Source organism: Paraburkholderia sp. RL17-381-BIF-C, from assembly GCF_046026435.1.
Taxonomy (GTDB): domain Bacteria; phylum Pseudomonadota; class Gammaproteobacteria; order Burkholderiales; family Burkholderiaceae; genus Paraburkholderia.
Genome location: NZ_JARESX010000004.1, coordinates 29,486 through 42,685 on the forward strand (window position 1 = coordinate 29,486; position 13,200 = coordinate 42,685).

Annotated in this window: 10 protein-coding genes and 1 pseudogene; 8 read left to right on the forward strand and 3 right to left on the reverse strand. The window is 64.9% G+C overall.

Annotation, left to right across the window (positions count from 1 at the left end):
* The first annotated feature begins 3 nt into the window (after positions 1–3).
* Positions 4–2,418: an NHL repeat-containing protein gene (locus P0D70_RS04440; RefSeq protein ID WP_408182998.1), complete on the forward strand. Its 2,415-nt coding sequence runs from the start codon at positions 4–6 to the stop codon at positions 2,416–2,418.
* Entirely contained in the window at positions 2,415–3,569 is a 1,155-nt protein-coding gene (locus P0D70_RS04445; RefSeq protein WP_408183000.1) for a glycosyltransferase family 4 protein, read from the forward strand. Before P0D70_RS04440 ends, P0D70_RS04445 begins: the two co-directional genes overlap by 4 nt.
* Before the next feature lie 44 nt (positions 3,570–3,613).
* Here the strand turns inward: P0D70_RS04445 and P0D70_RS04450 are convergent, their stop codons facing one another.
* On the reverse strand, positions 3,614–5,074 hold the full coding sequence (locus P0D70_RS04450) for an oligosaccharide flippase family protein (RefSeq protein WP_091794695.1): 1,461 nt from the start codon (positions 5,072–5,074) through the stop codon (positions 3,614–3,616).
* 336 nt (positions 5,075–5,410) lie between these two features.
* Between P0D70_RS04450 and P0D70_RS04455 the strand changes: the two genes are divergently transcribed.
* From P0D70_RS04455 to P0D70_RS04480, 6 genes and pseudogenes are all read left to right on the forward strand, one after another.
* Positions 5,411–6,403 (forward strand): glycosyltransferase, encoded by a 993-nt coding sequence (locus P0D70_RS04455; protein ID WP_408183003.1) that lies wholly within the window; start codon positions 5,411–5,413, stop codon positions 6,401–6,403.
* A gap of 162 nt (positions 6,404–6,565) precedes the next feature.
* Positions 6,566–8,470 carry an alpha/beta fold hydrolase gene (locus tag P0D70_RS04460; protein ID WP_408183005.1) on the forward strand — a complete coding sequence of 635 codons (1,905 nt, stop codon included), beginning with the start codon at positions 6,566–6,568 and terminating at the stop codon, positions 8,468–8,470.
* A 36-nt stretch (positions 8,471–8,506) separates the two neighbouring features.
* Positions 8,507–8,665: pseudogene (locus P0D70_RS04465) on the forward strand (mannose-1-phosphate guanylyltransferase); the annotation flags it as partial.
* The gene (locus P0D70_RS04470) at positions 8,640–9,206 is read left to right on the forward strand and encodes a flavin reductase family protein (protein WP_408183007.1); all 567 of its coding nucleotides are present in this window, start codon (positions 8,640–8,642) and stop codon (positions 9,204–9,206) included. The pseudogene P0D70_RS04465 and the gene P0D70_RS04470, both read left to right, overlap by 26 nt.
* 334 nt (positions 9,207–9,540) lie before the next feature.
* Positions 9,541–10,260, forward strand: a complete 720-nt coding sequence (locus P0D70_RS04475) for a FadR/GntR family transcriptional regulator (RefSeq protein WP_408183009.1) — start codon at positions 9,541–9,543, stop codon at positions 10,258–10,260.
* A 147-nt stretch (positions 10,261–10,407) separates the two neighbouring features.
* Positions 10,408–11,406 carry a Gfo/Idh/MocA family protein gene (locus P0D70_RS04480; protein ID WP_408183011.1) on the forward strand — a complete coding sequence of 333 codons (999 nt, stop codon included), beginning with the start codon at positions 10,408–10,410 and terminating at the stop codon, positions 11,404–11,406.
* Between the two features lie 127 nt (positions 11,407–11,533).
* Here the strand turns inward: P0D70_RS04480 and P0D70_RS04485 are convergent, their stop codons facing one another.
* Both P0D70_RS04485 and P0D70_RS04490 read right to left on the reverse strand, forming a co-directional pair.
* Complete coding sequence (locus P0D70_RS04485) at positions 11,534–12,193, reverse strand: amino acid ABC transporter permease (protein ID WP_091794684.1); 660 nt, start codon at positions 12,191–12,193, stop codon at positions 11,534–11,536.
* A gap of 107 nt (positions 12,194–12,300) precedes the next feature.
* Positions 12,301–13,095, reverse strand: coding sequence for a cystine ABC transporter substrate-binding protein (locus P0D70_RS04490; RefSeq protein WP_408183014.1), 795 nt, complete (start codon positions 13,093–13,095; stop codon positions 12,301–12,303).
* Between the last annotated feature and the right edge of the window lie 105 nt (positions 13,096–13,200).

A 13,200-nucleotide genomic window follows, 5' to 3' on the forward strand; every position in this document is an offset into this window, starting at 1 on the left:
ATCATGCGAAGCACCGCACGCAAAACCTTCGAGCGCCTGGTGTGCGTAATCGCCGTGGCCTTGCCTGTGCTGGTGGTGATCGGCGCGGCTGGTTCGGGATGGACGATTCACGGGCCGGCGCTGACCACTGAGGCGGCGGCAGCCATTACCACTCCCAACGCAACCGCAACCGCAACGACCGTCGCCGCAGCCGCGGCCAGCCGGCCCGCCGCCGAAGTGCAGGCGGCGTCCGCCCATCCTTCGCTATCCTACCGAACCTCGTGGATCGGCAATACGTGGGGTTATGCCGATCATCGCTGGATGCAGATCGACGTGCAGGCACTCGCCGTCACGCCGGATGGCGACGTATTCACGAACGCGCCCTGGGACGAAGGCGGCGGCGAACTCGGCCAGTACCGCAACGGCGAGCTGGTGCGGCACGGCGGCGAGTCGCATGGCTGGGGCATGATGGGGGGCGATGCGATCGCCGTGAACAGCGAGTACGTGTACGTCGCGCAGACCATGGTGAGCCTCGGCAACGAAGAGGCGAAACACCGCGCGACCCCGCGCGAGGGCGAAGTGTGGACGGGCGTGGCGCGCCGCAGCCGGGCCGACCTACGCGACGGCGTGCCGTTCGCCGGCCAGGTGAAGTTTCCCGCCGGCAGCCGGCTCGCGTATCTGCTGATCTCCACCTATTCCGACAAGACGGATTACGCGGTCCGCGGCCTCGCCGCGGACGGCACGCGGCTGTTCGTTTCGAATCTGCTCGATAACCGCGTGCAGGTGTACGACGCGCAAACCATGCAAGCGGTCGGTGCGTTCCCGGTGCCCGAGCCTGGCCGGCTTGCGCTCGCTTCCGACGGCTCGTTGTGGGCCATTGAGAACAGCCGCACGGACAGCGCGCGGCGCGTCGTTCACCATGCACGCGATGGCGCCCGTCTAGGCGAACTCGCAATGCCCGACGGCGTGGTGCCCGTAGACCTGACGGTCGACGCGCGCGGGCGCCTGTTGATCGCCGACAACGGCGTGCGCCAGCAGATCCTGATCTTCACGGCGGTCCCCGGCGCGACGACTCAGCAGGGAGCGGGCATGCAATTGTCGGCGAGCTTCGGACAGGAGGGCGGCATCTACGCGGGCCGGGCCGGCGCGCCGGGGCCACGGCGCTTCAACGGGCTGACGGGAGTGGGCGTGGACCGCGGCGGCAACGTCTATGTGTCGATGAACGGCGCGGGTCCGCGCCCGTTCGGCACGGGTCCGAGCACCTACGACGGCGCGCTGCTCGAAAGCTATACGCCCGATGGCAAACAGCGCTTCAGTCTGCAGGGACTGTTATTCGTCGACGGCGCGCAGTTCGTGGATGGCGAGCCGCCTTCGGTGTACAGCGGCAGCAAGCGCTTCACGCTCGATCTTTCGCGGCCACTCGGGCAGGAGTGGGCGTATGCCGGCTACACCGCGGACCGTTTCCGTTATCCGTACGATCCATATTTTCATCTGTATCTCGGCGGTCAGCGCGGTATGCCGATGGTGCGCGACGTGCGCGGTCACCGTCTGCTCTATACGACCGACATGTACTCCTCGTATCTGCGGATCTATCGTTTCGCCGACGACCGCGAGACCGCGATCCCCGCAGGGCTCTTCTCGCAGTCGCATATCGACGGCGCGTGGCCGCCCAATCAGCCGCGGCAAGGCGAATGGATCTGGCGCGATACGACGGGCAAGGGCGACTTCTCTCCACAGGCATTCGACCAGAACATTCGCAACGCCGACGCGCCGCCAATGCGCGGCTGGTGGGTAGATAGCCGCGGCGATATCTGGCAGGGCACCGAATCGCAGGGCATTCGCTGCTTTCCGCTGCAGGGCTTCGATCGCGTCGGCAACCCGATCTACCGCTACTCGGCGATGCGGCAGTATGCGCCGCCCGCGCCGTTTTACCGGGTCGCGCGCCTGAATTATTTCCCCGACGAAGACAGCATGTTCGTCTCCGGCTCGACACCCGCGCATCCATTCGTTCAGGAGAACTGGAATGGCGCGGGTTCGCAGTTGGCTCGTTACGACCACTGGAAAAGCGGCAAGCCCGTGCTGCGCTATGTGATCGGCTTGCCCGATCGCGGCGCGCCGGACTGGTCGTCGATCAGCGGCTTTACCGTGGCGGGCGACTACGTGTTCGCCGTCGAAACGCGCGGCGCCGTGGTGCGTGTGTACGACCGCGCGAGCGGACGCGATATCGGCCGCCTCTCGCCGGGCAAGGAAGTCGGCTCGACGAGCGGCTGGGTCGATGTGCCCATGCCGATGACTGCGCATCGCCTCGCCTCGGGCGAATACCTCGTGCTGGTGGAAGAAGACGCCTACGGCAAGGCGCTGATGTACCGCTTCACGCCGCCCTCGGCGCCGCTTGTCGCGGCTGCCCCTCATTCAACGACTGTCGCGCAGACTCCATGAAAATCATTCACCTCGCCAATCACGCGCAATGCGTCGGCAATGGCATCGTCAACGTGATGGTCGACCTTGCCTGCCTGCAGGCGCGCGCCGGCCACGACGTGACGGTGGCCTCGGCGGGCGGCGGCTTTGAAGCGCTGCTGGCGCGGCACGGCGTGCGTCACGTGCTGTTGCCGCAATCGCCCAGACCGTCGCGTGTCGCGAGCATGGTGGCGGGCTTCAGACGGCTGGTCGCGCAGGTCGACCCCGACGTCGTGCACGCGCACATGATGACCGGCGCGCTGATCGCTCGCGTGAGCGCGCTGCGGCGGCGCTACGTGCTGATCACCACGGTGCACAACGAGTTTCAGCGCAGCGCCACGCTGATGGGCGTCGGCGATCACGTGGTGGCGGTCAGCGATGCAGTGGCCGCGGCGATGGCGCGGCGCGGCATTGCGCCGGCGCGCCTGAGTGTCGTGCGTAATGGCACGATCGGTACGCCGCGCCTCGCCGACATGCCGGTGCCCGCGCAACCGCAACTGGCGCATCCGTGTGTCGTCACGGTGTCGGGCATGTATGAGCGTAAGGGGATTGGCGATCTGCTGCATGCCTTCGCGCTGCTGCGCGAGCGCGTGCCGGAGGCGCTCCTGTATCTCGTCGGCGACGGTCCGGATCGCGGTGCCATGGAAGCGCTGGCTCGGCAACTGGGTGTCGCCGCTCAGGTGCGTTTCGAAGGTTTTGTCGCTGACCCGCGTGCGTATCTCGCGCAGGCCGACGTGTTCGTGCTCGCCTCGCACTACGAGGCGGCCGGCCTCGTGCTGTGTGAAGCGCGTGAATTAGGTAGGGCGATCGTGGCGACGCGCGTGGGCGGCATTCCCGAGATGCTCGACGGCGGCGAAGCCGGCGTGCTCGTGCCGGTGCAGGACCCGACTGCGTTGGCGCAGGCGCTCGGGCATCTGCTGAGCGCGCACGATGCGCATGCGGCGCTGTCCGCACGCGCGCTCTGCAAGCTCGACAAATTCAGCGTGCAGCAGGTGAGCGACGGCTATCTGTCGATCTACGAACGCACTTTGGCGAGCTGCCAGCCGCGCCGCTTTGCGAGCATCGCCACACGCGGTATGACGGCGGTTGCACGAGTAGTGCCGGACACTGTCACGCACTCGAGCTCGATCTGAGAGAGCGGGCCGCGCTCAGCAGCGGCCCGCTTCAATCCTATGGACTAGCTGGTGGTGGACGGCGTAAAGCGCGCCCAGAGCTTGCCGACCAAGCCGCGAAGTTCACTCGACCCGTGCAACGATAGCCCCAGGTTCGCGAGGGCCAGCACGAGCGCCGCGACGATGAGCGTCGGCACCGCGCTGATCGAATCGGCGAGCGCGACTGCTACTAGCAGGAACGCGAGGTGGGCCAGCATATTGCGCACGATGGACCACACGTGCAGCCGCGCGAACACCAGCAGCACCGCGTAGTCGAATAGCGCTTTCAGCGTGACGACGACACCCGCGCCCATGATCCCGAACCAGTGAATCCCGCACCACAGCGCGCCGGCGAATACCGGCAATTCGAGCCAGCTCACCGTGGCGACGGCGGCCGGGCTGGTCTGCGCCTGGATCAGGATCCCCAGAATGCCGCACTGGCCGCTCAGCCACACGCCGAGCACGAGCACGCTGGCAACCGGCGCGGCGGCCGCGACCGTCGGCCCCAGCCAGAGCAGGAGGAAAGGCTTGAGTGCGAATAGCGCGACGATCACGCACGGCGTGAACGCGCCGTTGAGAAACGCGAGGGCGCTATGCGCCAATGCGTCCGCATCCGCGCGGGACACGGCCGACAGGCGTGGGAACAGTGTGCGCACCATCGCGATGGGCAGCAGATTCAGGCGCGTAATCAGATTCTGCGGCGTTGCGTAATACGTCACGTAGCGCGCGCCGAGCAGCGCGCCCACCAGCACCCGGTCGAGTGTCGACGCAATCATGTTGGCGCCGGAAAACATCAGCATCCAGCGGCCATAGCGGAAGAGTTCGGTCATCACATGCCATTGCGGCATCCGCACGCGGCGAATCCCGAGCGCGCGAAATGCGGCCGCGCCGAGCATCAGGCCGGCCACGAGGCGCGCCACTACCGCCGCCGGAATCACCACCGCGAGCGAGGGCGAAAAGCAGAAGATCGCCGCTAGCGGCAGTAACTGGAACAGCGCCGTGCCCAGTGTCTGGTTGATGTTGAAGCTGGTGAAGCGCTCCACGCCGTTGATGGCGCCGGCAAACACCCATGAGACGTTGGCGATCGGCACGGCCACCGCGATCCACGGCAGGCTCGCCATCACTTCGCGCTGGAAGGCGGGTTCGATCTTCACGCCGTGCGTGATATAGACAACCGTGCCCACGTAAATGAGAAGGCCGCCCACAATGCCGGTGCCCAGATTCATGAACCACGCGCTCCAGAAGATGCGCTCGATCGAATCGTCCGTGGCGGCGCGTGCTTTGGATATCTGATTTTCGGTGGCGAGACTCGTGCCGAGATCCAGCACGCTGAAGTAGCCGATCAGGGTCCACACCAGATTGATCACGCCGTATCGTTCGACGCCCATCAGGTGAATATAGGCGGGTACGGTGACGAGGGAGATAAACGTTGGAGCGATCGCCCCGGCGAAATTGATGACGATGTTCCTGACGATACTTCTTTCCATGGTGCGCTTTTCCGGCGTCTGAATTCCTGCAATTGTGTGGTCCGTTCTGGCCGCTGTCGGTGCGCAGTCGCACCCTGCAGCGCGCTTGACACGACGGTGTCGGCCCGTCGCAGGTTTCGATATTGCCCTGGCCCCTGGCGTGTCTATGTGTGTGCCCGTACAGATACTTGCCATCCGGCGGGGTTAAATGAAAATCATCAGAAGGTAATGCCGCGCGGCTGTGTTGTTGCCGCGTAATCATCGAACGGGGTTTGACAATGAAACGTGCCGGATTCGAGCGCCGCTCGTCGGCCAGAATGCAACGGGACCTGGGCGCGAGCGGTTTGCGGGGCATCCATGGCTGAGCGCATCGACGAACAGGGCGGGAGCGGCGCGAGTGAACTGGATGCGCTGCTCATCTCCATCTGCATTCCCACCTGTAACCGGCCTGCGTTGCTCGAACAGGCCATCGACAGTTGCCACGCGCAGGATTATGGCGAGTTCGAAATCGTGATCGGCGACGACTCGACCGACGACAGCGCGCGGCATGTCGTGGAACGCTGCCGCTTGCGCAGCGACCGGCCCATTCGTTACGAACGCAACGTGCCCCGGCTCGGTCAGGCGTCCAATGTGAATCGCCTGTTCGCGCGTGCTCGCGGCGCCCGGCTCGTGCTCCTGCACGACGACGATCTGCTGGAACCGCATGCGTTGAATCGTCTCGATGCATGCTGGCGAACCTCCCCCGACCTGACAGCGGCGTTCGGCAAGCAGCGCGTGATCGCCGACGACGGCACGCCGCGCCCCGAAGCCAGCGAACGCCTGAATCGCGATTACCGGCGCGTGCCCGAGCGTGCCGGCCGTTTGCCCATACCGGCGCTAGCCGGCATCGACCAGATGTTCCCGAACAACGGTTTTCTGGTCGATACGTTGGCGGCACGCCGCATTGGGTATCGCCCGGCCGCCGAAGTCGGCGAAGCATGCGACTTCGATTTCGGCTTGCGGCTCAGCGTCGACGCAACGGCGATCTGCTTCGTGAACGAGTGCGTCTCGGTATCGCGCGAAACGGCGCTGTCGATTTCAACGCATGCGTTGCCCGCGATGCACGCGTTTGCGCAACTGCGCGAGAGCCATGTTCCGGCTGCGGCACAGGCCGCGCGTGATGATGCATTGCGCCGCGTGGCGCCGCGCGCGGCCTCCGCCTATGCGCGAGCCGGCGAGCCCGCTGCCGCGTGGCGTGTGCTGCTGTCGAAGCATTACCCGATGCGCGACAGACTGCGCGCGCGGTTCTTCTATCACTTGCTGCTCGCCGCGCGCTCGACGTTCGCGCTGCGTGCGCCGCACGGCAACTGAATACGCTGGCCGTTTCCGATCACCCGCATCGAGCGGGATCAAGCGGGATCAAGCGCATTCGCCGATGAATCGGACTCCGAGACAATGTGGCAGGACGTACATATGAGTCATGTGACGTTTGTTGTAATGCGTTGAAAGGGAGGACCCCGTGAGGAGCATAGCGTGAGGCCAGTAGTCTTCGATGGCCAGTTCGGCTGGTTGCATCCGGCGAGTGGGCCGGACGGGGTGGTGTTGTGCTATCCGTTCGGCTACGACGCACTGTGCACGTATCGCGGCATGCGCAGGCTGGCCGAGCGGCTCGCCGCGCGCGGCGTGCCGGTGCTGCGTTTCGATTACCCGGGCACGGGCGATTCAGCAGGCGAGGCGAGCGAACCCGGCCGCTGGCGCGCGTGGATCGACAGCATCAAGCAAGCCGTGGCATTGCTGCGCGAATCGTCCGGTGTCGAACGCGTGACGTTGTGCGGATTGCGGCTCGGCGGCACGCTCGCGGCGCTCGCCGCTCAGGAACTCGGCGGGGTGAACGGCCTTGTGCTGCTCGCGCCGGTCCTGTCGGGCAAGAACTATCAGCGCGAGCTGCGCGCGCATTATCGTCAATGGCTGTCGATTCCGGCTGCGATGGACTGCGTGCCCGAGCCGGATACCGACGCTTTCGTCGAGGCGTACGGCTTTCGCCTCTATCAGGATACGTTGGAGAGTCTGCGTGCTGTCGATCTGACCCGCGACGCACCGCGGCCGGCCGGTCGCGTGCTCATGCTCGATTCGCTGGACCCCGCGCGAGTCGACGCGCTGGCTGCGCGCTATCGCGAGCAAGGCGTCGACGTTGAACGGCAGCCTTTCGATGAGTACAGCAGGTTCATGATGGAGTCGCTCGATAGTGAGATTCCGCAGTCCGCGTTTCAGTCGATAGAGAACTGGTTGGCGGATGGCGCGGCTCATGCGATTGCATCCGGGCGCGCGGGCACGATCAGCGATACCCATGGCGGCGCCCCACACACTTCTAATCGCGAGACGACCCACGTGGTCGAGTCCGGCGTGGTTGAAACGCCGATATGGCTCGACGGCGGCAGGCTGTTCGGCATCTATTGCCGGCCTGAAGCTCACGGCGCCGTTTCTGCGCCAGCGGCGCTGCTGCTGAATACAGGCGCGGTCTCGCGAATCGGCAATGCGCGGCTTGGCGTGCGCTTTGCCAGGCGACTCGCGCGACAAGGCATTGCTTCGCTACGAGTCGATCTCGGCGGTCTGGGCGACAGCATGCCATCTTTGGATGCGTTGAGCCTCGACGCGCTGTACGCGCAGTCGGGCGTCGGCGACGCCGCCTGTGCGGCGCGCTGGCTGACAGCGCAGGGCCATCGCGGCGCGGTGCTGCTCGGCATCTGCGCCGGCGCTTACGTCGGCCTGCATGCGGCGGCACGCGAACCGGCGGTGCTCGGCGCGGTGCTGGTGAACTTGCAGAAATTCACGTGGCAAAACATCTGCGACGCGCATGGCAAGCCGACCGTCGCGGTCGCGGCTTTTGGTTCGACACGCAGCTATCTGCGCTCGATGTGCGAGCCGCGCAAATGGCTGCGCGTGCTGAAGGGGCAGACGGGCGGATGGCCGGTCGCGCGCGAACTCGCGGGACGCTTCGCGGCACGGTTCGGCGCGACGCTTGCCGATCGGATCGAACGTATTTGCGGCATTGAACTCGGTGCACAGGAAGAACGGAGCCTCCTCGCCGCAGTGGACGCGCACGGTGTCGAGACACGGCTCCTCTTCGGAGTGCTCGACGAAGGCGTCGAAGAACTCGAGCGCCATTTCGGCGTGTGTGGCGCGCGGTTGCAGCGCTTCAGGCACATTCGCGCGGCGTTTTGCGAGCACACCGATCACGCGATCCTGTCGGCCAGCGCGCAGGAAAACGTGATGTCGTATTTCGAAGCGTTCTATCGCGACACCTTCAATGAGCGGCGCGTGCCCGACGCCGTCACCGCTCGCGAGCCGCTCGCGAGGCGCGCCGGTGGGCGGCGCGCGCGGGCCACGCAATGGCTTGTCAAGCGTGCGCGCGCGTTTCGTTTATTCGGGCAGGCGTAATGCCTGCGCCTGAATTGTCGGCTGACGTGTAGACACGGCGTCACGCACCGGCTCGACAACCCGGGCAAGATTCCGCTGGAAATAATCGAGGTGCAATCGGGCGGGCATCTCGGTGAAGACGACATCGTCCGTTTCGACGATCAGTACGGTCGCGATCAGGAGAACGGCCATGCAGGCAAGGGTACTTCACGCTGAAACGCCGCAGCCCGCGCAGGCCGCTTTCGACGAGCAGCGCTTTCGCCGTGCATTGGGGCGCTTCGCGACCGGGGTCGTGGTGATCTCGACCGGCAGCGGCGACAGTCTGCACGCGATGACCGCCAATGCCTTCATGTCGGGTTCACTCAAGCCGCCGCTCGTCGTCGTCTCGGTCGGACACCGGGCGCGTATGCACGAACGTCTGATGGACAGCGCGTTGTTCGGCGTGAGCGTATTGTCCGAGGCGCAGGAGCCGCATAGCCGCCACTTCGCCGGTGAGCCGCAAAGCTGGCTCGCGCCGCGCTTTGCGGCGGTCGAGGGGTTGCCGGATGTCGTGCTACTTGAACACGCGGCGGCGCGTTTCGCGGCGCGCGTGGTGGACCGGCATCCGTGCGGCGACCATACGTTGTTCGTCGGCGAGGTGCTGGTGTTCTCGCTGGATGAGCACGCGCCCCTGATTTTTTTCGGCGGACGCTACGGATCCGTGTCGGCTCAGGATGGCGCACTGAACTCGCCGCCGCTCGCGGCGACTACGCGTTGATGCGAATGCCAACCGTCGCTTTCCGCCAGTCCATATCCGCCTCGATCGTTGCAGATCAGACAATTCGTCTCGCAACGTGCGTCTTCGCACTATGCAAATTTCACGACGCAGGCACGCTTGAAACGCAAGCTTATGGCCCGTCAAGATATGCGGCGTTTCACGGAAGAAACAATTCTTCAGAGGGATAACCCTCTCAGGAAGTGTCCCAACTGGCGCAAGCGTTTTGAAGCTAGCAACGTATCGTAGAACAACATTGTCACACCAATAAAACGACACACAGGGCCGCTCGATCAACAGGCTACGCGGGGGCAAACACCGCTTCGGGGAGAGTGTGATGGAACACGCAAACAAAGATCGATCGCTCGTGAGCAAGGTCATGGATGGACTGGTCACGGGCATCGTCGAAGAGAAGTACGGCGCCATACTGCCACCGCAGGATGTGCTGTCGAAGGAGTTCGACGTCAGCCGCACCGTCATGCGCGAGGCGCTGTCGATGCTGCTCGCGCGCGACATGCTGGACGTGCGGCCAAAAATCGGCACGCGCATCCGGCCGATGAGCGATTGGCGCATGATCGACGAGGACGTCGTGCAATGGCGTTTTCGCGCGAAACCCGATCCGCTGTTTCTGCGCGACGTGATCGAGTTTCGCATCCTGATCGAACCGCGCGCGTCGGCGCAGGCGGCCGCACGCGGCAGCGCGGCGGATATCGCCGCGATTCGCGAGGCGTTCGAGGCATTCCGCGGTATTCGGCCGAGCGAGCCGGGCTATCAGGAAGCCGACGAACTGTTCCATACCCGTATCGTGGTGGCGAGCGGGAACCAGTTCTTCAAGCAGATGGCGGCGATCATTCGCGGCGCGCTATCGACCGTGAACCCCATCGTCACCGATCGGGATGGGCTGTGGGAAACGGCGGTGAATTCGCATCAGCGCGTAGTCGAAGCGATTGAACGGCGCGATCCGAAGGAAGCGGAAATCGCCTCGCTCGCCATGATCGACTACACCGCGGAAGAAGTCGGCAGCCAGTTTTCTGCGGACCCGCCGGCGCACGGCTGAGCGCGACCGCCGCGGCGGCACGCCGGATTCTGGTTTTTTCCTTGTGAGACTGCGCAGCACGAAAAGGCGCGAGTTCAGCCCTACGCGAGAGCGTGTGGCATGCGCGACAATAGCGCCTGTTCTGAACTGCATGGACTCGAAGGAACGATGACAATCGCAACGCAGGAAGCCTCGCCGGACGGCATGGTCCGCTGGGGAATCGTCGGGACGGGCCGCATTGCCCGTCGCTTCGCTCAAGGACTCGCTCATGTGCCACAGGCGCAACTGACCGCGCTGTGGTCACGCCGCGCGGAACCGGCCGCGGCTTTCGCCGCGGATTTCGGCGGCGAGGTTTGCGCGAGTTTCGAGGCGCTGCTCGCAAGCGGTATCGACGCGCTCTATATCGCCACTGTCCAGGACAGTCACGCCGGCTACGCGATCGACGCGCTGCAAGCCGGTCTGCACGTACTGTGCGAAAAACCCGCCACCATCAATCAGCCGCAACTCGAGCGCGTGCTCGACGCCGCGCGCGCCGCGCAACGGCTCTTCATGGAAGCCATGAAGCCGCCGTTCTATCCGCTGTACAGAAAGTTGCGCGCGCATCTAAGCGCCGACCCGATCGGCACGGTGGGGCTGGTGCGGGCCGGTTGCTCAGTGCCGGGCGTGCCGGACGATCACCCGTCGCTGTCGTTCGAGCATGCGGGTGGCGCGCTGCTCGATATCGGGATCTACGAGATGTTTCTCGCTGTCGACTGGTTGGGCGCGCCGCATGAGGTGCAGACGCTCGGGCGGCTCGGCAAGACCGGCGTCGATACCTTTGCGAGCCTGAACAGCCGGCACGAGGGCGGCATCGCCCAGCTGTTCTGCGGGCTCGATCTGCACGGCAAAGGCGATGCGTTGTTGATGGCGAGTCATGGCCACGTCACGATTCATGAGCCGTGGTGGAACCCGTCGCGCGCGACGGTCCGCTATGCCGATGGACGCGTGATCGAACTCGACGAGCCGTTCGAAGGCGGTGGCCTGAACTACGAGACGGCGCACTTCTGCGAATTGATCCGGGCGGGGCAGGTGGAAAGCCCGGTGATGCCGCATGCCAAGTCGTTGCAGATGATCGCGATGGCCGACGCGGCGCGCGCGGCGCTCGGGCTGAAGTTCGCCGGGGAGTGAGCGCGGGCTGGGCATGCGGCGACCCGCAGGCGCCGCGTTATCCGGCGCTTATCCGGGCGGATGCCTTCTGGGTGCGCCCTGTGCATCCCGGCGCTTCGGTGCGCCGCCGTGGTGGCGCGCCGGTTCTTCAGTGGCGCGACGGCAGCGCGAGGCGACGTTCGTACCAGCGCTGCACGCTTTCGAGTACCTGGCAGAGCACCCAGTAAACCGCAGCCGCCGCGAGATACAGCGGCAGCGGCTGATACGTCGAGGCGATGATCTCCTGCGCGCTGCGCAGCAGTTCGGTCACGGTAATCACCGACACCAGCGAGGTGTCCTTGATGAGACTGATCAGACTGTTCGACAGACTCGGCACGGCAATGCGCAAGGCCTGCGGTGCGATCACATAGCGCAGCGTCTGGCGGCGCGAAAGTCCGAGACTATAGGCGGCGAGCCACTGACCCTTGTGAATCCCCAGAATCGCGCCGCGCATGCTTTCCGACAGGTACGCCGCGACATTCGCCGACAGGGCGATCACACCGGCGGGCGTGGGGTCGAGTGAAATGCCGAAACTCGGTAAGCCGTAGTAGATCACGAAGATCTGCACCAGCAGCGGCGTGCCGCGCATCACGCTTACGTAAATGCGCGCGATCCAGTTCAGCACGCGGCTGTGGCTCACGCCCATCAAGGCGAGCACGGCGCCGGCAAGCAGGCCGAAGAACATCGACAGAACCGCGAACTTGATCGTCAGGACGGCGCCTTGCGCGAGCACGGGCAGCGATTCAACGAGCAGGGAAGTGGTGGACATGAGCGGTGGTCGGGTTGGCGCGCAAAAGCGCACATCATAAACGTTGCCGTCAAAGCGCGAAGGGCGGCATCGCCGACGATGCCGCCCTTCGTTTCAGTCAGCGCGTGTTACTTGACCGGCTTCGTGACGTCGATACCGAACCACTTGTCCGAGATCTTCGAGAACGTGCCGTCGGCTTCGAGTTGGGTCATCGCGTCGTCGATCGCCTTGGCGAATTTCGGGTTGCCCTTCCTGAACGGGATGCCGGACGGGTTGCCTGCGCCGACGTTTGCGCCGGTGCGCAGCGGCAACTGCGAGTTCTTCATCAGGTACGCGAGCATCAGGCGGTCGTTGAGCGCCGCGTCGAGACGCCCGGCGGCCAGATCGCGCAGGTACTCGGGCGCGCCCGGATATGTCTTCACGTCGATGCCCGGCACCGACTTCGCCATGTCCATGTAGTTCGTGCCCAGACCGACGCCGAGCTTCTTGCCCTTCAGATCGTCGAGCGACTTGAACTGGCGCGTGTCGTCCTTACGCTGGATCAGTTGCGCGGCCGAGTACGTGTAGGCCGGCGAGAAGTCGAGCGCCTGCTTGCGCGCGTCGGTGATGCCCACCTGGTTGACGATCACGTCGAACTTGCCCGCCTGCAGACCGGCGATGATGCCGCTCCATTCGGTCGTGACGAATTCCGGCTTCACGCCGAGCTTCGAGGCCACGGCCCTGGCGATGTCGACGTCGTAGCCGACCAGTTCGCCCGACGGCGCTTTCGAATTGAACGGCGGGAAGGTGCCCTCCAGGCCGATACGCAGCGTGCCGCGCTGCTTGACCTGATCGAGCAGGTCGTCGGCGTGGGCGGTCACGGCGGTGAACGACGCGCCGATCAGACCGGCGACCAGAATCTTTTTCAACAAGCCAAATTTCATCGAGTTCCTTTTTTTACGTCTGGCGTTTTAGCAGACGAAAGCATAACAAAGCAGACTATCGAAACCAAAATATCGTTTGTTTATGTCTATATTACTGGCGCGGTT

Bases quoted from the DNA above. Each gene is read 5' to 3' on its own strand.
- P0D70_RS04440 (WP_408182998.1), top strand. From the start codon at position 4: ATGCGAAGCACCGCACGCAAAACCTTCGAGCGCCTGGTGTGCGTAATC.
- P0D70_RS04445 (WP_408183000.1), top strand. From the start codon at position 2,415: ATGAAAATCATTCACCTCGCCAATCACGCGCAATGCGTCGGCAATGGC.
- P0D70_RS04450 (WP_091794695.1), bottom strand. From the start codon at position 5,074: ATGGAAAGAAGTATCGTCAGGAACATCGTCATCAATTTCGCCGGGGCG.
- P0D70_RS04455 (WP_408183003.1), top strand. From the start codon at position 5,411: ATGGCTGAGCGCATCGACGAACAGGGCGGGAGCGGCGCGAGTGAACTG.
- P0D70_RS04470 (WP_408183007.1), top strand. From the start codon at position 8,640: ATGCAGGCAAGGGTACTTCACGCTGAAACGCCGCAGCCCGCGCAGGCC.
- P0D70_RS04475 (WP_408183009.1), top strand. From the start codon at position 9,541: ATGGAACACGCAAACAAAGATCGATCGCTCGTGAGCAAGGTCATGGAT.
- P0D70_RS04480 (WP_408183011.1), top strand. From the start codon at position 10,408: ATGACAATCGCAACGCAGGAAGCCTCGCCGGACGGCATGGTCCGCTGG.
- P0D70_RS04485 (WP_091794684.1), bottom strand. From the start codon at position 12,193: ATGTCCACCACTTCCCTGCTCGTTGAATCGCTGCCCGTGCTCGCGCAA.
- P0D70_RS04490 (WP_408183014.1), bottom strand. From the start codon at position 13,095: ATGAAATTTGGCTTGTTGAAAAAGATTCTGGTCGCCGGTCTGATCGGC.